The sequence below is a fragment of the Clostridium sartagoforme genome, from assembly GCF_004794105.1.
Taxonomy (GTDB): Bacteria; Bacillota; Clostridia; order Clostridiales; family Clostridiaceae; genus Clostridium; species Clostridium sartagoforme_B.
The window spans coordinates 350,808-373,782 of the sequence record NZ_SRYR01000001.1 but is presented as its reverse complement, the minus strand read 5'-3'; the positions used below and the strand labels follow the sequence as shown (position 1 = coordinate 373,782).

The 22,975-nt window shown below is 28.6% G+C and carries 13 protein-coding genes; 2 read left to right on the top strand and 11 right to left on the bottom strand.

Annotated elements, in window-relative coordinates:
* Nucleotides 1–122: 122 nt before the first annotated feature.
* From E5347_RS17150 to gloA, 4 genes are all read right to left on the bottom strand, one after another.
* A complete protein-coding gene (locus E5347_RS17150) occupies nucleotides 123–4,790 on the bottom strand; it encodes a S8 family serine peptidase (protein WP_136003894.1) in 4,668 nt (1,555 codons plus the stop codon).
* A gap of 242 nt (nucleotides 4,791–5,032) precedes the next feature.
* Complete coding sequence (locus tag E5347_RS01540; protein ID WP_136003891.1) at nucleotides 5,033–6,340, bottom strand: L,D-transpeptidase family protein; 1,308 nt, start codon at nucleotides 6,338–6,340, stop codon at nucleotides 5,033–5,035.
* A 362-nt stretch (nucleotides 6,341–6,702) separates the two neighbouring features.
* Nucleotides 6,703–7,641, bottom strand: coding sequence for an L-lactate dehydrogenase (locus tag E5347_RS01535; protein ID WP_136003889.1), 939 nt, complete (start codon nucleotides 7,639–7,641; stop codon nucleotides 6,703–6,705).
* 72 nt (nucleotides 7,642–7,713) lie between these two features.
* Nucleotides 7,714–8,097: a lactoylglutathione lyase gene (gene gloA / locus E5347_RS01530; protein ID WP_136003887.1), complete on the bottom strand. Its 384-nt coding sequence runs from the start codon at nucleotides 8,095–8,097 to the stop codon at nucleotides 7,714–7,716.
* 220 nt (nucleotides 8,098–8,317) lie between these two features.
* On the opposite strand from gloA, the gene E5347_RS01525 reads away from it, so the two are divergent.
* The gene (locus E5347_RS01525) at nucleotides 8,318–8,959 is read left to right on the top strand and encodes a hypothetical protein (protein ID WP_136003885.1); all 642 of its coding nucleotides are present in this window, start codon (nucleotides 8,318–8,320) and stop codon (nucleotides 8,957–8,959) included.
* A gap of 135 nt (nucleotides 8,960–9,094) precedes the next feature.
* Here the strand turns inward: E5347_RS01525 and E5347_RS01520 are convergent, their stop codons facing one another.
* Both E5347_RS01520 and E5347_RS01515 read right to left on the bottom strand, forming a co-directional pair.
* Complete coding sequence (locus tag E5347_RS01520; RefSeq protein ID WP_136003883.1) at nucleotides 9,095–11,053, bottom strand: elongation factor G; 1,959 nt, start codon at nucleotides 11,051–11,053, stop codon at nucleotides 9,095–9,097.
* Nucleotides 11,054–11,100: 47 nt separating this feature from the next.
* Nucleotides 11,101–11,886 (bottom strand): EcsC family protein, encoded by a 786-nt coding sequence (locus E5347_RS01515; protein WP_136003881.1) that lies wholly within the window; start codon nucleotides 11,884–11,886, stop codon nucleotides 11,101–11,103.
* 540 nt (nucleotides 11,887–12,426) lie between these two features.
* On the opposite strand from E5347_RS01515, the gene cplR reads away from it, so the two are divergent.
* Complete coding sequence (gene cplR / locus E5347_RS01510) at nucleotides 12,427–14,070, top strand: ABC-F type ribosomal protection protein CplR (RefSeq protein WP_136003879.1); 1,644 nt, start codon at nucleotides 12,427–12,429, stop codon at nucleotides 14,068–14,070.
* A gap of 132 nt (nucleotides 14,071–14,202) precedes the next feature.
* Here the strand turns inward: cplR and E5347_RS01505 are convergent, their stop codons facing one another.
* The 5 genes from E5347_RS01505 to E5347_RS01485 all read right to left on the bottom strand — a co-directional run bounded on the left by E5347_RS01505 (nucleotide 14,203) and on the right by E5347_RS01485 (nucleotide 22,925).
* Nucleotides 14,203–14,730 carry a GNAT family N-acetyltransferase gene (locus tag E5347_RS01505; RefSeq protein ID WP_136003877.1) on the bottom strand — a complete coding sequence of 176 codons (528 nt, stop codon included), beginning with the start codon at nucleotides 14,728–14,730 and terminating at the stop codon, nucleotides 14,203–14,205.
* 1 nt (nucleotide 14,731) lies between these two features.
* On the bottom strand, nucleotides 14,732–15,181 hold the full coding sequence (locus tag E5347_RS01500; RefSeq protein WP_136003875.1) for a GNAT family N-acetyltransferase: 450 nt from the start codon (nucleotides 15,179–15,181) through the stop codon (nucleotides 14,732–14,734).
* Between the two features lie 218 nt (nucleotides 15,182–15,399).
* On the bottom strand, nucleotides 15,400–16,533 hold the full coding sequence (locus tag E5347_RS01495; RefSeq protein WP_136003873.1) for an MFS transporter: 1,134 nt from the start codon (nucleotides 16,531–16,533) through the stop codon (nucleotides 15,400–15,402).
* Nucleotides 16,534–16,858: 325 nt separating this feature from the next.
* Nucleotides 16,859–17,599, bottom strand: coding sequence for an SIS domain-containing protein (locus tag E5347_RS01490; RefSeq protein ID WP_136003871.1), 741 nt, complete (start codon nucleotides 17,597–17,599; stop codon nucleotides 16,859–16,861).
* Nucleotides 17,600–17,708: 109 nt separating this feature from the next.
* Nucleotides 17,709–22,925: an alkaline phosphatase family protein gene (locus E5347_RS01485; protein WP_168354879.1), complete on the bottom strand. Its 5,217-nt coding sequence runs from the start codon at nucleotides 22,923–22,925 to the stop codon at nucleotides 17,709–17,711.
* Nucleotides 22,926–22,975 lie beyond the last annotated feature (50 nt).

Here is a 22,975-nt window from a genome sequence, read left to right as displayed (position 1 = left end):
CTATAAAAAATAGGATTTAAGTCTTTTAACTCAAACCCTATCCCTATATTTACCATTATCTCTGTTTTGCTTTTATTTCCTATTATATCTATTTATCTATATTAATATAGTCTAACTTAATCTTAGTTTTTATTTTCTTCTACTTTCTTTTTCTTAAGAATAAATACTGTGCCTACTACTAAAGTTCCTATAGCTATAACTATAAGGTAATAGTAATTTTCACTTCCTGTCTTAGGTAAATTACCTTTTCCTAGTTCTAAGGTATTATTTGTATCTTCTCCACCATTTTCATCAGTTACTTTATCACCACCTATACCAGGCTTTGGATCTGGTTTAGGAGTTGGCTTAGGGGTTGGATTTGGTTTAATAATAACTGAGTCAGGTAATTTAATACTAAACTTAACTGATTTTTCAGAAGTGTTTCCAGCTAAATCCTTTGCTACTACTTTAATAATATATTCACCATCTTCTATTATAACTTCTCCGTTATAAGGATTATCATTAATTGTAGCTTTTATTTCTCCATCTTCACTACTCTTAATTACTGCCTTTACTTCCTTATCGTACTTCATTCCATTTGCTATTCCATCTATTGTTATTACAGGTGCAGTCTTATCTATAGTAAATTTATATTCTAATATAGATTCATTCCCTGCTTTATCTAATGCTCTAGCTTTAATAATATAATTTCCTTCATCAATTAATGTTTCACTATTATAAGCTGCCAATTCACTTCCTTCATAACTTATCCAAAGATTAATATTTGCTTCCTCATTTGCTGTAACTTTTGGAGAGATATTAGAATTATAATGCTTTCCATTTTCTACTCCAACTACTTGTATTATAGGTGCCGTTTTATCAATAGCAAAGCTTATAGATTTCTTAGCTTCAACCCCATTTTCTCCTACTGCTACAACTTCTAAAAGATAATTTCCTTCAGCAGTAATTTCTTCAAAGCTATATGGACTTCCATTTAAAGTTACAGTAACCTTTGCATTGTCAGGAGTTACTACTACACTTGGTTTAACATTTTTATTATAAACCTTAGCATTTGAAACTCCAGCTATTTCAATTTCTGGTATGCTCTTATCAACTATTACTTTTATCTTCTTAGAACTTTCATTTCCAAGTAAGTCAATTGCCTTTACTGTAATAATATCGCCATTTTTAACTTTAACATCATATTCAAAGTCTCTAAGAGTATCTTCTTTTCCTTTAGCTCCATCTAATGAAACACTAAATTTATATTCACCATTAACAAATAATTTATATCCTTCAGTATTATCACTTACTTCACCCTTAAGCTTAATAATATCTTTAGAAGTTATTGCTTCACCCTTATCATTAACTATTGGTTCAAATATATTAATTTCAGGTGCTACTGTATCACAGAATGTCTTATATACCTTATCAAATAATAGTTCTCCAGTACTACTTCTAGCTTGTACTCTAACATCGTTATATCCTTCATTTAAGATAATATTCTTCTCAAAAATACCATCTTCCATTTTGTCTACTAATTCGCCATTTACAAGTATTTCTTTAACATTACCTTTATATTCACCCTTAACTAATAATTCATTATTATTAAGAGCTTCTCCTATAGGGAAATCTACCACTGTTACTTCTGGCTTAATATCTGATGTAACTATCTCATACTTATCATAAGATTCATTTCCAGCACTATCTAAAGTTGCAACTTCTACTATATTTACTGAACCATTATTTAAAGTTAAATTAGAACTTAATAAATCCTCATTTAAACTATATTTGCTAACTTCCTTGCCGTTAATAAATAATACTAAAGCCTCAACTTTATTAGCTTTAAGCTCTCCATTAAAACCAATTTTAAGTTCATAATTCCCCGGATCTGGATTTGCACTAGACTCTAGTGTAGTCTTAATTGGAGTAATATCCACTTTAACAGGTATAATGAAATCTTGGAAGGTATCTGTTCCATCTACCTTAGTTTTATAATTTAAATAATATTGTCCTTCCTTAGCAACTTCCTTATTTCCAGTTGATTTATTATAGACTTTTCCATCCCAGGATAAGCCTTCAAGTAATGATGGAATATCTCCATTCTCACTAGAGAAAATCTTCTTTCTTAACTCTATATCTCCATTTATTTTCTCTTGAATAAGATTCTTATTTTCATCTAATAAGTCTACATTAACCTCTTTTGCATTTCTTAATAGATATAGTGCAGGTGTTAAAGAATCAAATACTTCATCATCATTTGGAGATATTGCTATCTTATCAGGATTTATTATAATTCCTGAAGATGACTTTCCATCAAAACCTAAATAGTTATATTCTCCTAATACTTTAGTAGCTGCAAAGCTAGGTACCATATATACATTATCACTATCCCATGCTGCTCCATCTATTATTTGCTCCTCTGCCCAATCTCCATAGTAACCCATATATGGAACTACTAAAGATGGTGTAGCTTCATTTATCGCTTCAAAGTTTATAAATCCTTCTACAAAATTATTTGAAACACTACCACTTGGAATATTTAAAGTTACTTTTACTTTAGCTTCTCCATTAGCTGGTACAGTTATATTATCAGCGCTAAAATCAAGACTAGCTCCATCTAAAATAACATCAAAATCTGTATATCCACCTAAAACTGGACCTCCTATCATGCTTGGCTCAAAAGCAGTTAATACCTCTCCTAGAGATTTAACTTTATATTTCTCATCTCTATTTGAATAATTCTTTAGATTTATTTCAAATTCAGTTTTTTCACCTATCTCTTTTAATGAAATAGTTGCCTCATTATCTTTTCCTACAGCAAGTACTCTATTATCTATAGCTGATTTTGCTTGAAGAATTCCTGCTCCCTGTCTTCTTGGAGAATAAGGAATCTCTTCTCTCACAGGTGTAAATTCATATAGAGGTTTTGCTGTATTTATTATAGACTTCTTAACAAATTCAACTAACTCTCTTCCTTCTAAAGTTATCCCTTTGTCCTTTAACCCTTCTATTATTAGGGCTGTAGCACCTGCTACATGCGGAGCAGCCATAGATGTTCCACTCATACTACCATATCTATCATCATTTAATGTAGAATATATATTTCCACCTGGTCCTGTTATTTGTGGTGCAAATTCTAAATTTGGAGCCGGTCCAAAAGAAGTAAATTCAGACATTTCTTCAGCTGCACTATTTTCTTTAACTGCAACCTTATCATTAAAGTTAATATAAGCTTTATCTACATTATCCTTTAATAAATTACCATCAGTTCCATTAATAAATATTGAAGGTATAGTTACTGAAGGATCAGTAGCCATATTTATATATTCATCTGGAGTTGTATTAAATATTACTGCTGCAACAGCACCAGAATCTTGAGCAAAAAGTTGTTTTTCAACAAAACTTATATCTCCTCTTTCTATTAGCGCTACCTTACCCTTTAAATCTTTTCCTGAATAATCACTAACAGCACCCTTATTAACAAAAACTAAAGACAACTTTTCATCATCTTTAAAAATATTTAAAGGCTCTACATCAGCTTGTGTGTATCCAATTATAGATTCTTTTCCATCTATATTAGCTGTTAATGCCGGTAAAGTAATACTTGAATTTTCAGAGCTTGCAACTTGAAGTGCATCTTTAGCAAGTCCTGGAGAACCAACTACTCCAACATCGCTAATTCCATCTATAATATATGGAGCTGTTGATGTTGTAGAGTTACCAGCTGATACAACACATATTACTCCATCATCTGTAGCATTCTTTATAGCTACTTGCTCTGGTGCAACTTCATTTCTATAACCAGCTGAAGACCCTAATGACATATTAATAATATCTGCATTAAGTTCAACAGATTTTTCAATAGCTGCTATAATATCATCTGAATAAGCCCCTTTTACTTTACTATTATTGCTAAATACCTTCATAGCTAGAAGTTGTGACTCAGGTGCAACCCCTTGTATTCCTACATTTCCATTTACCTCTTCGTCACTTGCATTAGCACCAACAATCCCTGCTACGTGCATTCCATGCATACTTCCCGAAGCATCTATTACCTTATTATCACCATCAGCAAAGTTGTATCCATAAGGAATTTTATCAGTGAAGAAATTTCCAATTTCCTCATTTACATCTGATTCCTTTATTTTAGTTTTAGATGCATCTGTTAATTTCATATCTTTATGTGTATAATCTATACCTGTGTCGATTACTGAAACAACAAGTCCTTCTCCCTTATATCCATAATCCTTCCATACAGTAGTAGCTTGAGTAAACTCTTTTGCAGTTGACATATCTGGATAATAGATTCTAGCTTCACTTACAGATTTTACGCCTTCAATCTCTTCTAATTTTTCTATATCTTTTCGTTTTAAATCCATAGAGAAACCATTTATTAAGTTTCCATAAGTATGTCTTACTTCTTCACCTGTTTTATTTTCTGCTTCTTCTTGAATAGGCTTTTGTGCTTCCTTAACTTCATCAATTAATTTTTCGTCTGGCTGAATGCCATCTTCTAATTTTAAAGTAGCAGGTCTTTCCTGAAGTTCTACAATAACTCTTATCCTTTCCTCTGGGTTTCCTTCCTTTTCTAATCCTAAGTTTTCTTTATCCTTTTCTAGCTTATCTATATTATTATAGATATCACTAGAATCTACTTTTCCCTGAAGTTTTTGAAGCAATGCTTCCCTTACATCTTCACTACCTGTATTGTTAGCAAGTACTACAGAAGGTCCTATCCCTACTAGTAATGTAAATAACATTATTATACTGATAGCAGTTGATATCACCCTTCTCTTAAAATTAGTCATTATTAAGCCCCCTTATGAAATTATAATTCTTAAACCAAATTGATAATTAGTAATTGATAATTTTTGATGTAATTCCTAGGTCTTTGCTAAAACAAATTATTTATAAAAAACTCCCGAAGGAGTTTTATCATTAATTATCAATTATGCATTATCAATTATAACTGGCTTATTTACATATAATATATTATTTATATTGCTTTTCTTTTAGAACATTTTATTAATAAATTGTTATTTTGATTTTATTATTTATCTTCATAGCAAATTACTGGTGTACCTTCTTCTATATTTTCATATATTTTTTTGGCTAATGATAAAGAGGCATTAACACATCCATGCGTTCCATTGCTTAAATATACTTGTCCCCCAAAGTTATATCTCCAGCTAGCGTCATGAATTCCAACATTACCATTAAAGGGCATCCAATAATTAACCTTTGCCTCATAATTAGCTCCTCTAAGTGTAGCTTCTTTTTGCTTATAGTTAAGCATATAAGTTCCTGTTTCAGTTGAATTTCCCTTTCTAGGATCTCCTGTAACAATACCACCTTGAGCTATGATTTTTCCTTCTTTATAAAACCACATATACTGCCTAGTTAAATTTATTTCAACATAAGTATCCCCAATATCATTTTCACCTCTAAGTAAGGCTTTTTGGCTATAGGAAGGTTCCTTTTCTAATACTGCTCCATTCTTAATATTTTCTGTCAGCAAACTAGTTTCAGCAACAGAATTTATCTTATATCCATAATAACCTCCTTCAACTTCAACTGTACTACCTATAGATGTTTTAAATTCTCTAGTAATTCCAACAGTATTATACTTATCACTTAACTCTTTAATATAAAGTCTTATTTCTTCCTTACTTAATTCAATTTCTAAATCATCATTTACTGTAATAAATTTATTAATTCTCTCCCCAGATAAAACCTCTTTTTCCTCTCCAAATACATATGTTATATTAGTAGAAATATACTTACTTAGTTCCTTTTCTACTTCCTTTGTTTTATCAGAATTAATAGTATATTTAGGACTTTCATAGCATCCTTCTTCATCTAAGTTAATATATGTTTTTCCATTTAATAAAGCTGTTTTTATTCCTTCATAAACTCTTTCTTTATTAGCTTCATTACCATATACTTCTTCTACTATTTCATATTTGCCATCCTTATATACAAAGCTTACATTTTTAGGGGAAACAATTTCTCCTTTAAAGACATTTAACTCATTTACTATATCTAATAGTTCTTTTTCATCAATACTATAAATATTATCAATATTATATTGATTCTTTTTAAATAAAGAAGTTATCCATATCAATGAATTTTGTTTACTTTTTATATCTTTAAATATTGCTTCTTCAGAGTCTAACATCTTTCCCTTTTCTAAAATATTGTCTTTTATAATTTGGCTTTCACCATTTCTATCTACAATCTCAATACTATACTCCTCTAAAAAATTACTAAAGCTAGTAGTTACAGAATTTTTATCTTTAAATGATAAATCAACTCCATTTACTATAGTATTAAAGAAAAAGTGCTTTGAAAAATACATGGATATGCCTATGTATATAATAAAAAAAGAGAATATAACTATAATTAAATTACGTATTAATTTATTTTTAAAAATAGTATTATAAAAATTCTTCAACAGATCATCCCCTATATAAAATTGATAAAATAACTATATAATAATATGTTTAGCATTTTAAAATATACCTAAAATGAAGGGGCTATTCCTTAATGAATTAATTAACAAGTAAAATTTAACATTTAAGAAACATTTGTGGTTTATTTTCCCTTACTTAAATTAAACTTATTTTCTATAAATGCTATTAAAAGATTGTTAATTAAAAAGGAACAGTATATAATGGCTTTTGGATTCATTATCTACTGTTCCTTTTAACTATTTTTTATTTAGTTTTCATTTATTCTATCAATATATTGTTTCATTAGCTTAGCTGAATTAACAAACTTTCCTTCTTCTTCTTCAGAAAACTCTATTGATAATGCTCTTTCAACACCATTTTTACCTACTATTGTTGGAACACTTAAATATGTTTCATTAACTCCACAATAATCATTTAATAATGTTGAAACTGATAGAATTGTCTTTTCATCCTTTAATAATGCTTCAACTATTCTAGTTAGTACTGCTGCTACAGAAAATGTTGTTGCACCTTTTCTATTAATAACTTCATAAGCTGCATTCTTTACATCATCAGCAATAATTTTTTCTGTTGCTTCATCCCACTCAATTGAAAGTTGATTTGAAAAATCTTTTATTGGAATATTTCCTATAGTTAATGATGACCATGGAACAAATTCGCTATCACCATGTTCACCTAAAACATAGCCTTGAACTACTCTACCATCTATTCCAAGATATTTCCCAAGTAAACTTCTTAATCTTGTTGTATCTAATACTGTTCCAGAACCTATTACTCTTTCCTTAGGGAACCCTGATAGTTTGTAAGTCATATACGCTAGTATATCCACTGGATTAGATACAACTAATAAAATAGCATCTGGACTTAACTTTGCTATTGTTGGCACAAAGCTTTTAAATATTTTATAATTCCTATCAACTAAATCTAATCTAGTTTCTCCTGGCTTTTGAGCTACACCTGCAGTAATAATGATTATATCTGAATCCTTAGTATCTTCTAAAGCTCCTAAGGTAACAGTACAAGGACTATTTAAAGCGCTTCCATGGATTAAGTCTAAAACTTCTCCAAGGGCTTTTTCTTGATTGACATCATTAATAACTATTTCCCTTGCAACTTGTTTTTGTTGTAAGGCAAAGGCTGTGGTTGCTCCAATTGCTCCTGCTCCAATTATTGATATTTTGCTCATAATATTCACCTTCATCCTTTAAATTATATTTCAATTATATACCATTTTTATTGCATTATCTAATTGACCCTATTATTTTGCCCTAATTACTTCAATTTTATATCCATCTGGATCTGTAACAAAATAATAAGATGGCTTTGTTCCTGGTAATCCCTTAAATGGTGTTACTTCGTAACCTAAAGCTACATGTTTTTCTCTCATAGCTTCTAAATCTTCTGCTTCTACTGCCATATGACTATATCCATTTCCTAGCTCATAAGGTTTTTCAACATCATAATTATAAGTAAGTTCTATTTCATATCCACCTACTTCATTTGATAAATATACTAAACTAAATTTATGCTCTGGAAAATCTTTTCTTCTAGTTACTATAAGTCCTAAAGCCTCCTGATAAAATTTTAAAGATTTTTCTAAATCCATTACCCTTATGCAAGTATGCAACATTTTAACTGACATAATTTTTCCTCCTAATGTATATTTTATATACTTAATTATATTAATAAACTGTAAATTAATCAACTTTTACAGAAATTATTAATTAACTTTTTGTTAATTTACTTTTGAACTATTTTATCTTACAATTACTTTAAAGGATAGTAATCGTATAGATTTAATTTTAATTTTACAAATTAACTATCTTGCAATCATTTTAAACTACGCATTTAAAGGAGAATTTATGAACAAAAAAATATTATTAGGAATTATTGTTTTATCTTTATCTTTTAACTTGACTTCTTGCTCATTATTTAAAGAGACACCTATGGATAAAAATGTTGTTGAGGGTACAACTACAGAAGATGAAGTCTCAAAAGAAGATGAGCCTATTAAAATCACTGATTTTGAAGCTTTAAACAAAGTTTATACTTCCACTAAGGACATATCTCTAATTAATGTTGGAGATGATATTTATGATGATCGACAAGGAATTAGTCATGTAACAGGGGAATATAAAGAAATGGATTTTGTAAAAGATTTATTATATTTATATTTAAATGAAGACCAATCTGTTTTTGATTACTTAGTTTCTATAGATACTAATACTGAAAAAGGGTATACTTCAATTACTAATGAAGATAAAGAAAAGCTAATTAAAGATTTAAATTCACTAAGAGAACAAATGGAATTAAGCCCTGGTGAAGAAATGGTTGTAAGACTAGATAAAGTTACCTATGAAGGTCCAAACTCTAAAACAAACACTGGCTCAAGTTTTAAAATAAGAGCTGCCGTTTCAAGAGTTGGAGCAACTGTAGTTCCATGGAACTACTTCACTGTTACTGTATTTGAAGAGGGTAATAAACTTTATGCACACTTGTTTTAAAATGAAAAAATTAAAATAATGAAAGAATGAAGGAAGAGGTTTTGCTATGCAAAACCTCTTTTATTTATAGATGCCTTAATAAAAATCTGTAAAGATTGTTATTAACATTTTTTAATTTTTTCATTCTTTAATTGATTAAATAATTCGCATTTTATCACAGTGCATATATTCTTCGACTTTGTCCCAAGGTACTATAAAACCTTGTCCTTTTGAGCAGAATACTGAGCTAGATGAATATTCTATATCTGCATTTTTATTATATTCTAATCTTTCTATTACTTCTTCACTGTTATGACATACATCATATCCATCAAAAATTAAATTTATACTCCCTTTTCCCTTAGTAAAAGTAAGTATTTCTGCACTATAATCCATGAAAGTAGATACTGGACCTCTTCCTGTTATAGTAACCTTGTTTAACTTATTATCTGGAGGATTAAAACTACCCTTTAACCTTTGAATATCAGAAATTACTCTTCCCATATATTCTAAATCAACATCTATCTTAAATTTATAATATGGCTCTAAAAGCATATTTTCTATTTTTTCTAATCCTTGCCTAATTGCTCTAAAGGTAGCCTCTCTAAAGTCACCACCTTCAGTATGTTTATTGTGGGCCCTTCCCGTTAGTAATGTAAATTTTATATCTGTAATAGGTGATCCTGTTAATAGCCCATGATGATCTCTTTCGAAAATATGAGTCTTAATTAAATTCTGATGTCCTGTAGTTAAATCATCTGCATGGCATTTATTTTCAAAGGTTATACCTTCTCCTCTATTATTAGCTTCTAGTTTTAAATGAACTTCTGCATAATGCTTTAATGGCTCAAAGTGACCATATCCATAGGATATATTCCCTATAGTTTCCTTATACATAATCTCACAAGGCCCAAAGTCTACCTTTAAATTAAATCTTTCCTCTACCACTTCTTTTAATACTTCTAATTGAATTTTCCCCATTATAGATACTTGAATTTCTTGAAGAGCTTCATTCCAATTTACATTTAATGCTGGATCTTCACTTTCTAAAATCCTAAAATACCTTAATATATCTTTTACATTATAAGAAGAATCACAGATAACTTTTGACATTAATGTTGGTACCATATTGAAATCTATACAATCCTTTAGCTCTCCAATTCCACTACCTGCTTCTGCCATAGTTAATCCAGTAACTGCAAAAACATCGCCAGCTACAACCTTATCAACTGTAGAAAATCTATTACCATTATAAATTCTTATGCTACTTACTTTCTCTATTATCTCATCATCTTTTCCATAAGATACCTCATCCCTAACCTTTAAACTTCCACTTAAGGCTTTTATAAAAGTAAGCCTAGTACCATTATCATCATATTTTATTTTGTAAACCCTACCTGAAAAATCACTTACTTCATTATAATTAGTAATAGTTAACTCATTAAAAATATTTAAGAAATTTTCTATACCTTCATCTTGAAGAGCACTACCTGAAAGACACGGAAAGATTTTATTTTCTTTAATAAGAGTCTTTAAAGCTAATATCCATTCTTCTTCTTCTTCATAATCACCATTTAAATATTTCTCTAATAGGATATCGTCTCTTTCAGATATGAACTCTATTATTTCTTCATCTATATCCCTCAACTTATTTATGTAGCATATATCCTCAGTTAAGTCTCCTTTTATTTCTTCAATTATCTTCTCTAAATCTGCACCTGTTCTATCAATTTTATTTATAAAAAAGAAGGTTGGTACATTATATTTTCTTAATAAATTCCAAATAGTTTCAGTATGGCCTTGTATTCCTTCAACTGCACTAACTATCAATATTGCATAATCTAAAATACTTAATGTCCTCTCCATCTCTGAGCTAAAATCAATATGTCCAGGGGTATCAAGTAAATAATAGGTTGAATCATTTATTTCAAATATTGCTTGGTCAGAAAATATAGTAATTCCTCTTTCTTTTTCTATATTATTAGTATCTAAAAAAGAAGTTTTATGATCCACCCTCCCCCTATTCCTAATAGTATTTGTATGATAAAGTACTTGCTCAGAAAATGTTGTTTTACCAGCATCTACGTGAGCAAGTATTCCTATTGTTTTTTTCATTTATTCACCTTTCTTAAATAATTAGTATTTTCCTAAGAAATTACTAATTAATATTTAGTCAAATATCTTTTCTTATACTTAATTCGTGCATACTTACTTACCTTAGTTAGATATTGATAGTTAGTTATTCCTCCTAGTACCCCAACAATAGGAAGTCCTTGAATAAACTTAGCTATTAATAAATTATTTGATAATACTCTAGAGGTCTCTTTAATTTCCTCATCTAGAAGATTTTCTAGTTCTAATCCTAAAGTTATTTTTCTTTCTATATCATTTAACTTTTCACTATATATTAATTTCTCATCTTCACTAGTTAATGCCACATTAATTAAATTTAAAATATATATTTTTTCATTATCTTCTTCATAACTAAATCCATAACTTAATGCAATTTCATATACAGTTTTAAGTATCATTGAAATAAATAATGGAATATCAGGTATTCCTATTCCTAAAACTCCAAGTCCTACACCTTCAATAGTTGAAATAGCTGAATTAATTAAATTACTTTTCTTTCCTTGAGAATCGAGTAATTTTAAGCTTTTTCTTGTCATTCTTTTATTTAATGAATAATTATTTATATCATGATCTAATTTTAATTTTTCCTTATCATATAACTTTTCTATATACTTGCTACCCTTTTGAAAAACTATCTTAAAGGCATTATAAAAAGCACTTTCTAAAGTTCCCTTCAATTTTTCTGGAATCTTCTCTTCTATTTTTTCTGATACTGGATCTAATTTATCTTTAATTATCTTGCTTCTTTTTTTATTAATTATCTTATTTTCTTTCTTCATTAATTTATTGATTTCTTTTTTAATAATCTTACTCATAATCCCTACTTCCTTTTAAGTGATTACTATTAATTATATCATTATATATAAGTTTCAATAAACAATCTACATTTTAAGTGCCTATATTATTTTGAATTAAAAATAATTTTAAAGTGTAAATTACATTAATTGAAAGCTGCAATCTTTTAATTTTTATATAAGTTGATTCTGTATTTTACTTAATTGCAATATTTTTTATCTGAACTAATTTAATAAAATGGAAAACTTTATTACAACTTATATACTAAAGGTCTAAAAATATTCTATTAAACTTTCTATAATTTTTTCTATCTAAAAATTATAATATTGTATATACTATATGTATGAGATAAAATATCTTATGTAAATATCAAATTTGGAAAGGAAAAGGTAATTTCAACAATGAGAATGTAATCTACTTTAATTAATTTTAGTGCATAGAAGGTCTTAGGCTTATTTATTATGCACAAATTTATGGAGAGTAGATTATGACTAGAGGTTTATTTGTGTTGCCTTTTTATAAGTCTATAACTCTCTCCCAAAATAAGGAGGGATTTTTTTATGCAATTAGCATTATTAAACAATGTAAAAAAATATTATGGTGATAGATTATTATTAGATATAAAGAAACTTGAAATACTATCTGGTGATAAAATAGGATTAGTTGGTCCTAATGGAGTTGGTAAAAGTACCTTATTAAAAATTTTAATTGGAAAAGAATCTGTGGATTCAGGAAGTATATCTTTAACTAAAAGTTTTTCTTATATAAGTCAGCTTGACCATTTAGATGAAGAATCTACTTCAAGTAAGATTAAAAGCATATTTAATGCTCCAGATGAATATAAAAACCACCTATCTGGTGGAGAAAAAGTAAAACTTAAAATCTCTAATGCTTTAAGTAAAAATACTGAATTAATAATTGCTGATGAACCAACTTCTAATCTAGATAGTACTAGTATTGAAACTTTAGAAGAAATGTTTAAAAGCCACCCTGGTTCCTTACTACTAGTCTCCCATGATAGAAATTTCTTAGATACTTTATGTAATACAATTTTTGAAATTGAAGATGGAAAAGTTAATATATATAAAGGTAATTATTCAAAATATTTAGAGCTTAAGAAATTAGAAAAAGAAAGACAAACCACTGAATATATTAACTATAAAACTGAAAAGAAGCGACTTGAAAATGCAGTATTTAATAAGGAGAAGCAAAGAGATAATATTAGAAAAACTCCTAAAAGAATGGGTAACTCTGAAGCTAGGCTTCATAAAATGGGAGATCAAAAATCCAAGCAGCATATAGATAACAATATAAAGGCTATTAAAAGTAGGATTGACCATCTAGAAATAAAAGAAAAGCCCAAGACAGATAAATTAATAAAGATAAGTGTAATAGATAGCTTAGAGCTTACTTCTAAAAATCCTATAGAAGTAAAACATCTTGACCTTATTATTGATGATAAAGTTTTATTATCAGATATAAGCTTTAAAATAAAGAAAGGTAAGAAAATAGCTTTATTAGGTAAAAATGGTTCAGGAAAAAGTACGCTGCTAAAAGAATTAGTAAAAAATCAAAATGATAGCATTAAAATAGCTAATAATGTTGTTTTAGGATTTCTAGACCAAGAACAAAATATATTAGACCCCAACAAAAGCATCCTAGAAAATATACAAATTGATTCTTCATATTTAGAAAGCTTTATCAGAATAAACTTAGATGGCTTTGGATTTAAAGGAGATTCTGTTTTTAAAAAGGTATCTACTTTAAGTGGTGGTGAAAAAGTTAAAGTTGCAATTTGTAAGCTTCTTTTATCAGATAATAATCTTATTATCCTTGATGAACCTACAAATTATCTAGATATTAAGTGTATGGAAGCCCTTGAAAATGCCATTAAAAACACTGATAAAACACTATTAATTGTCTCTCATGATAGAAAGTTCATTTCTAACATATGTGATAATATAATAGAAATTGATAATAATAAAATAACTCAATTTGATGGAAGTTATGATGGATATATTAACTTTAAAAATAAACCTAAGATTAATAAAGAGGAAAAATTACTTCAGGAAAATAAGCTAATCCTCGAAACTAAACTTTCAGAATTAATCTCATTATTATCTTTTGAAAGTAATGCTGATAAAAAAGAGTTATTAGAAAAAGAGTATCTTGAAATATTAAATAAACTTAAATCATTAAAATAAAGTAAAAAAGAGCTCTTGCTAGTGGAGTTTAAATCTCCCCCGCAACAGCTCTTTTTTTCTAATTTATTCTTAAATATTGGTGGATAAATTATATCCTTAATTACTCATTTACTTAGACTTATTACTAAGCATCTACTCAAAAAACGCCTTAGAATATTCAACTATTCCACTAACCCCATTTAAACCACCTGGTAATAATTCTAAAATCATATATGCTTCATCTGGAACTTCAAAAGGTGCTTTAACTCCATATTTACTAGCCTTTTCAAATCCAAACTTAGGATAATAATTTTCATGTCCTAGTATAACTATTGATTTATATCCTAATTCTCTAGCTCTTTCTATTGCCTTATTCATAAGGTTTTTACCTATACCAGACTTTTGATATTCAGGTAATACAGCTAAAGGAGCTAATGCTAAAGTTTCATAAGATGTACTTTCTCCTTTAATTAATGCTTTTGTTAAAAGCACATGTCCTAATATTTTATTTTCCTCTTCTGCTATCAAAGATAGCTCTTTTATAAATTCATTACTATTTCTTAATCTTCTAACTAAATTATGTTCATCCTTATCTGAGAATTCAGCATTTTTAAAGCTTTCTTCTACTACTTTTTCAACTTCATTATAGTCTTTTATTTCTTCTTCTCTTATAGTTAACATTTTACACCTCTAATTTCATAACTAGTTCACCATTTCTATCAAGCTCACCATTAAATTCAAATCCAAACTTTTTATATAAATCTATTGCAACAGTATTATTTTCATAAATACTTAAATATATTTCACTACACTTATATTCTTTAGCAATCTTATTAATTATAGATTTAAGAGACACCTTTCCATATCCATTTCCCTGAAAATTTTCTCCTATCATAAATCTATCAAGCCAGACCCTACCCAAGCTGTCTTCATTCTTCCACAAACCATACATAGCAAATCCTATAATCTCATTATTATCGTATATGCCTACTGGCCTCCATAAAGATAATTCCTTAGCTTCACCTAAACACTCACTGACTGTTTCAATAAAACCTTCCTGGCTTTCTTTCACTTTTAAGTTTATAGCTTCATTATAATTGTAGCTATCAATATTTTTAAATTTTAAATTCATTCTTCCCCTCTTTTCTTTAACTATAACACTAGTATATCAAATAAATTTAAATAGTATATTAAATTTATAAACAGCATGTAGTTTGCTAAAAGTAAACTTACTCTTAACTTGCAAACTACATGCTGATTTCAAATATATTTTAATCCAATTTTACTATAGCTTTAAAAGCTATCTTCTAAAAAACTTTTCTTATCTATCTAAATCTCTTTATAACTATATTAGTTTTTATAATTTATATTAATTAAAGTAATAGCTATTAAGGTTATTATAAAACATGTAAATATCCCAATATCTAATGAAGCATTTGAAGCAATACCTATTATTGGACTTACAATAGCAGAAACTATACTTCCAATTATAGAGTAAATTGATAATATAGTAGCCCTATCTGCAATCTTTATAGATTTATTTTGTATATCCATAAAAATAGGTTCTATAAAGCCCATACTTGTTGATATTACAGCTATTGAAATAAAGGCTAAAATTGGATTTTTTATTAATACTAAAGATAATGAACTAATTAGTATACATATCATAAATAATAGTATTGATTTTCTTTGTCCTATCTGTCTTGTTATTTTATAAGATTTTACAGATATTAGCCCTATAATTTGAATTCCAGCTAACATAATTCCAAAATATCTAATATATATACCACTTCTTATATATATTCCTTGATTCAAAAATACTGTTATACTTTGGACAACCTCTGCAACTAAAGCAATACCTAGAATTAAAATTATAATTTCCTTATTGCTAATTGCCTCCTTAATATTAAAGAGTATTCCTTTACTTTTCTTACTTTCTCCCTTAACATCTAAAAGAAAAAGAGAAATAATAAATGCTAAACCATAGGGTATTATAGTGTAATAAGCTGAAAGATTTATTGAAATATTAATAATAAATGTTGATATAACTGAACCTAATAAAAATCCAACATTTGAAAAAAATCCATACCTTGCAAAAGCTTTTTCACTATTATCATTTTCATCTAATGATAAGTACAATACTGTAGAATCACAGCCCGATAGTCCTGATATAGCAGCTGCTAGTAAAAATCTTTCTAATAAAAACATAGAAAAGGAATCTGCCTTAAAAAATACAATCTTAGATATAAAGAAAATTAAATTAGATAATACTAATGTTTTCTTATAACCATACTTATCTGCAAATATTCCCCAAGGTATCTCTAATAGTATTATTAATATCATATATATAGACTCGATTAAAAATATTTGAGAAATAGATATTCCTCTATTTTCCCTATATATAGTTGCTACTGGAGCATAAAATACTAATCCTTGTAAAAAGACTATAATATTTAATAAATATATATTTATTCTTTTATTCAATTTAACAAACCTCCTAAAAACAGCTCAATTAATAATGAACAATTAATAGTGACTAATTTTTGATCTAATCCCTTTGGAATTGCTAAAATAATTTATATTTTAAACTCCTAATAGAATTACTTTATTAATTTTCCACCTTAAATTCTCCATTTTTATTGTGCAACAAGTTCTTTATAATTTTAGGATTTTGTTAAATCGGTCTAAACATATATATTACCTCCAATAATTATAATTCTATTATATTATTAAAAAATAAAAATAGAAAGTGAATAAGTTCACTTTCTATTTTAGTATATCAACAATATTAAAGTTACATTAGTTAATTTTAATATTTATAATGTATAGCATCCTTATACTCGTTATAAATATTTCTATTTAGCTCATCACCACCATCAATATTAGCACTATAAAATATTGGTGGCTTACTTATTCCTTTATCAATTAACTTTTGCGTTACTTCAGCAATTATTGAATTCATTATTGTAGCTGCAATAACAGTAGATGACGGACTAACCTTTTGATTTAACCCATCTAATTCTACACAAGCATCACCTATATCTCCATGGTTATCTATAACTATATCACACACCTCATATAAATTCTTACCGCACGGATGTCTAGATGTAACAGTTTTAGAATATTCTAAGTTTGTTATACAAATAACAGATACTTTTCGTCTCTTTGCCTCTAATGCAATTTCAATAGAAACTGGATTTCTACCTGAAACTGAATGAACTATTAGTATGTCCCCCTCTTTCATAGGTACATTTTTACATATAGTTTCTCCATAACCTACTAATCTTTCCATATTGCTTGTCATTGTAATTGGTGATGTATCAAGCATAAGAGATTTTGCAAAAATAGGATTTATTAATACTAATCCTCCAGCTCTATAATATAACTCTTCAGTAATTATTCCTGCATGTGAGGCTCCAAATACAAATATAGATTTTTTATTTAATATTGTATTTACTAATATATCAACAGCTTTACCCATAGAATTATCTTCTTTGTGCTCTACTTCATTAAGTATCTCTCTTATTCTATTAAAATATTTAAATTCCACAATTTCAACCTCCAAAAAAACAATTTATAAAGTGCCATTGCAAAGTACCTAAAAAGTTTAGCGCTTACCTTTTTATAGATTCTTAATTATACAACAGCACTTTATATAATTAACTTACTTTTTTCTTATTTTTTTCTACCATATAATAACCTACTACTATTGATATAAATCCTAGCAATATTATTATACTGTAACTTACAGTAGCTCCTGTCATTGGCAATGTAGTTTCTCCACCATTTCCATTATTACCTATATCCCCTGGATTTGTTCCATTGCCATTTCCAGTACTTCCACCATCTCCGGTTCCACCGCCATTTTCATTACCGCCATTATTATCTCCATCACCTGGATTTCCACCATTTTCAGCTTCTAATTCTTTAATTTTTTCTATAGCAGCTTCTAATTTTTCAATATTTGTTACTAATGCTTTATCTTTATCTGAAAGTGCATTAAATCTTTCCATCAAAGAATTAACTAGTTCTTTATGCTCTAGTTTAATTTCTTCTGGTAATTTATCAATATCTTCTATTAATTCTTTTGCTGTTTCTGTAATTGCCTCTGTATATTCTGAATATGAACGTTCTCCAACAGCTTTAATCGCAAATCTATAATCATTTGAGTAATCAAAGTCTAGTATTGTTTCATAATCATTACTTTTAGCTTTTGCATCTACTCTCATAGACCAATTATTTCCAACCTTATTATCTAAATCATATATTACATATTCTTTAGCATTATCCACTACTGACCATGTTAATTTAACTTTACCTTCATCTGTTTTACTTACTATAAAATCTTCTACCCTATCAGGTGCCACATCTGTTCTCTCTATTGCATAACTATCGTATAATTCATCGCTATTTAATAGATATGATTCTATTTTTAGTTCTGAATCATTAACTTTAATTCCTGTATAAACTTGATCCTTTGGTTGCTCAGTTTTTTCAAATAGGTCTAATTGAGCATCTGGATGTTGCTCATAATATTTAAATCCTGATGTATTGCTTATAAGATACATTGTTCCTTTAGGATTAGTTACCTTACCATCTGTAACTACATCACCAGTTTTTTCACCATTATAAAGTTGACTTGTCCTTGCATATATATGGTCATGACCTTGAAGTACTAAATCTATACCAAGTTCATCAACAACTGGTCCTAACATTGGCTTTATTACCTCTACGATATCCTTATCCTTTATATGTGATGATGTACTATATAGAGGTTTATGAAGCATAACAATCTTCCACTTTTTATCTGTTGCTATCATATCTCTCTTTAACCACTCTATTTGTGGTGCAAACATCTCTTTACTTTCTGCCATTTCTGTATTCAACATTGCAAAGTGAACATCATTATAATCAAAAGAATAAACTGAATTTAATGGTGTAGCCATAACACCCTTTGTATTTTGTAAGTTAAAATGATTATTAAATCCTGTATTATTCCTTCCTTCATGGTTCCCTATTACTGGCGCCATAGGTAAATTTAATAGATTATCTTTTGCTTTTTCAAAGAAATGTATCCATTCTTGCTCATTATTTGGTACATTTAATCCAGCATCAACCATATCTCCACCCATTAAAAGGAATCTTGATTCTGGGAATTTGTTAAAAGCTTTATCTAATGTCTTTGCCCATACTTCATAATCCCCTTCATTTTTTCCTTGAGAATCTGTTAAATATAAAAATGAAAATTCACCTTTATTTGATGTTGTAAAACTTCCAATTTCACTCCATGTTCTTCCATCTCCAACTCTATAGAAATATTTAGTGCCAGCTTCTAATCCAGTAGCAACTACTTTGTGACTTTCATAAACAGCATTATCACCATTTAATTTAGTCCCTACTGTTTGGCATATTCCATTGAAAGATGTAGCTTTATCAAATTCTGCTTCACCGCCATTATCTTTAACTACTTCTACCTTTGTACCCTTTACATTTTCATCTGTGTACCATGAAAATCCCATTGATGTCTCTGTATCTCCATTTGGTGTCATTACAAGTGTAAATGGGTTACCTGTTTTAATAGGTTCTACTTCTGGTGCTTCATTACTATAAAAATCTATTTTATCTAAATTTAATTTTGCTGAAGCTTTTCCAGTTTCAAATACAAATTTAACTGTATCACCCTTATTTAAATCTAAATTTATAACTTTACCTTCATATTTATTATTAGAATTAGTCTCTGGAAAATATATGCTCCTTACTAATTTATTGTTAACATACATAACTAGCTTGCCATCATTTTCAGCTGAATAATTAACAACCATTTTATTGGCTCTTGGTACGTTTATAAATTCTACATAAGAACCTTCACTACTAAGTCCAGTAACAGCCATTCCATTTGATGCATTTTCATCAAAATATTTATTTGCTGAACCATTTAAAGTTGTATCTTCTGCTTCAACTTTTTCAATATATTCTTCATCTATCTTTGGAGTTTCTAAAGCTCCATAAAGAATATTCCCAGTAGAATCCAGTGGTGCATTTAAACCTAAAATCTTTGATAATGTTGGTATGAAATCTCTATTATATATTTTATCATTATAGATTTCACCTTTTTTAACTCCATTTCCCCACATAAATGAAGCTATATTTTGAGCTTCCTCTTCTAAGCTATCATGTTGCCCCCTTGCTGTTAACCCTGTAACTTTTGGACCGTGGAAATGATATGGTGTTTTGGGTGAGATAATTAAATCTGCAAAGCTTTCTTTTACCCCTCTTTCTGCAATTTCTTCTGGTAGCATTACTTGTCCAATATAATCTTTATCTTTTAACACTTCTAATATCTTCTGATTTTTTTCTGCTATTACTTCTTTATTAAATTCACCTACATATGAAATTTGAGCTTGTAATCCAACAGTTACAATTGCTATATCAGTTTCTTCTGATGGTACTTGTATTTGAGTTGGATGTAAAAACTCACACTTATATCCATCTCCTAAGCTCTCGATTGATTCCATTAAATCTGGTAATTTACTTTTAGTACTTTCGTCATTAATCTCTTCTTGCATTCCGAAATTTGCCATACCGTGATCTGCTGTTAGCACAAAAGTCATCTCGTCATAAACTCCAGCATCTTTACAAGCTTGAATAAATTCACCTAGCTTTTTATCCATTAATTCTAATCTATTTATTACATTTTCTATTCTTTCTGCTTCATTTTTTGCTAGTTTTACTCCATAAGTTTCTGCTTCATTATGACCCACACCATCTAAATCATCCATGTATAAAGCAATTAACCTTGGAAGTGAATCTAACTTTATATCTCCAGCATTTAAATTTTTTACAAGATCTATTGCTGCATCAAAGCGAGCAACTGAATCTGCATAACCATTGTTGCTTGGATCTGCATTAACATATGGATTTACTTCATCACCAATTACAGTTCCCCTATCTTCAAGTGCAAATTGATTTATTGAAACTGCATTTAATCCCTGCCTTATTACGCTTTCCGCTATAGTTTCACTTTCATTTTTTCTTCCTGGATCATCTTGAACAACTCTATTTTGTTCTTTATCAAAATACCTATAACTATTATCTGTATATTTTGATGTTGTACCTGATACTATTGCTGCTTGCATTGGATTTGTTATTGAAGGAATTCCTGTTGTAGCATTAGAGAAATAAACTCCCTCGTTATTTTTTATATTACTTAAAGTTTGAATTTTACCTTGTTCTTCTGCTATGTCTACATAATGATTTGCAAACCCATCCCAGTTTATATATACAACTGTATTACCTTCTGGAATTTCAGGTTTTACTACATATTTAACAGCAGTATTTACTCTTGATGTCTTACCATCTTTATTAGTAGCTTCTATTAATATATAATTATTACCTTCATTTAAAGTAACTTCAGCTGAAAATTTATTATCTATTACACTAACATCTATTCCATTTACTTTAACCGTAGCTTCCATATCAACAGTTCCTGTTAGATTAATAACATTTTTATATACAGTGGAATTATTCTTTGGATAAGTAATTGTAACTATTGGTGCAGCTGATACTTGTTCAAACACCCATGCTCTACCTTCATTATTTTTAGGTGGATTTCCCCCTAGTATGCTACAAATAGTTGCTGCTATATCTATAATGCTTAAATCACCTTTTACACCACTACCATTTTCAATATCATTTCCAGATACTACACAAAACACATCTCTATAATTTAAGTTATCAGTTCTAAATACCCCAGAGCCTGCCGCTGAAAAACTTTTACCCTCTATCGGATTTATTAAGTAATCACAGTAATCTCTAGATAGCCCTAGTTCTTCATTCGAGTAAACATTTTCAATATTTTCTCCCATCTCATTTGTTTTATCATTTAGATATGCTAATACTTTCTCTTTATCCTCTTCTGTTGCTTCATTAGTAAAATATAATTGAGCATATGACATTACATATTGCTTAATTATTACGACTTTAGCATCTTCTGCAATTGCACCGCCGCCACTTTCAATGGCTTTTACCCCTGTGGCTGATGTTATTTTACTAGCTAATGTTCCAGTAGCAATCTTAGAGCCTATAGTATAAACTGTTGACAGAGAGTTTAATATTATAGTTGTATCTTCAAATTTACCATTATCTTTTAAAGCTTGAATTATTTCTCCTATCTTTGTATCTATAAGTCTTACTGTATCATCAATTTTATTATTTATAGATGAGTCTGTTCCACCCCATCCTACCATCTTTATATCATTTGAATATGCAGTAATTAATCTTGGTGTATTATCACTATTAATAGCATCAGTAATATCCTTGGTTACAGTTTCAACTGATACAAGTTTATCTCCTCTTGCATATTCTTTTAATACATAATTCTCATTCCCAGTCTTAAATACCCCTCTACCATCTATGGATTTATCAGCTACCTGCCATCCAGTTGCCAGTACATTTACTCCATTATTATCTTCAATAAACTTTTCAAATATAGTTTGAGCTTCCATTTTAAATGCTATGTTTGTGTCATTTATACATGTATTAGTGTTTCTATCATAATACCTATATAAAAATTTATTAGTATCCGTACCCGCACCAGTTAATGCAGCAGCTTGTGAACCTCCATATGCTGGAATTACTGTTTTAACTTCTCTAAGTCTTGAACCATTACTAATTAATGAATCAATATTTGGGGTTTCTACACCTCTCCCTTTTATTTCTTCATACATTTTATCTGATAATCCATCAACTACTATATTAATTACTTTCTTATCATTTTTTCCTTCTGCAAACGTAGATTTAAATGGAACTATTGATAATATTAAACATATTGATATTACCAATGCTAAACTTCTTTTTATTTTCCTAAACAATCTCATAATTATCCTCCTAAACATAATTAAATTTATACATATAACTTTATATTTAG

Bases quoted from the DNA above. Each gene is read 5' to 3' on its own strand.
- E5347_RS17150 (WP_136003894.1), bottom strand. From the start codon at position 4,790: ATGACTAATTTTAAGAGAAGGGTGATATCAACTGCTATCAGTATAATA.
- E5347_RS01540 (WP_136003891.1), bottom strand. From the start codon at position 6,340: ATGTATTTTTCAAAGCACTTTTTCTTTAATACTATAGTAAATGGAGTT.
- E5347_RS01535 (WP_136003889.1), bottom strand. From the start codon at position 7,641: ATGAGCAAAATATCAATAATTGGAGCAGGAGCAATTGGAGCAACCACA.
- gloA (WP_136003887.1), bottom strand. From the start codon at position 8,097: ATGTCAGTTAAAATGTTGCATACTTGCATAAGGGTAATGGATTTAGAA.
- E5347_RS01525 (WP_136003885.1), top strand. From the start codon at position 8,318: ATGAACAAAAAAATATTATTAGGAATTATTGTTTTATCTTTATCTTTT.
- E5347_RS01520 (WP_136003883.1), bottom strand. From the start codon at position 11,053: ATGAAAAAAACAATAGGAATACTTGCTCACGTAGATGCTGGTAAAACA.
- E5347_RS01515 (WP_136003881.1), bottom strand. From the start codon at position 11,886: ATGAGTAAGATTATTAAAAAAGAAATCAATAAATTAATGAAGAAAGAA.
- cplR (WP_136003879.1), top strand. From the start codon at position 12,427: ATGCAATTAGCATTATTAAACAATGTAAAAAAATATTATGGTGATAGA.
- E5347_RS01505 (WP_136003877.1), bottom strand. From the start codon at position 14,730: ATGTTAACTATAAGAGAAGAAGAAATAAAAGACTATAATGAAGTTGAA.
- E5347_RS01500 (WP_136003875.1), bottom strand. From the start codon at position 15,181: ATGAATTTAAAATTTAAAAATATTGATAGCTACAATTATAATGAAGCT.
- E5347_RS01485 (WP_168354879.1), bottom strand. From the start codon at position 22,925: ATGAGATTGTTTAGGAAAATAAAAAGAAGTTTAGCATTGGTAATATCA.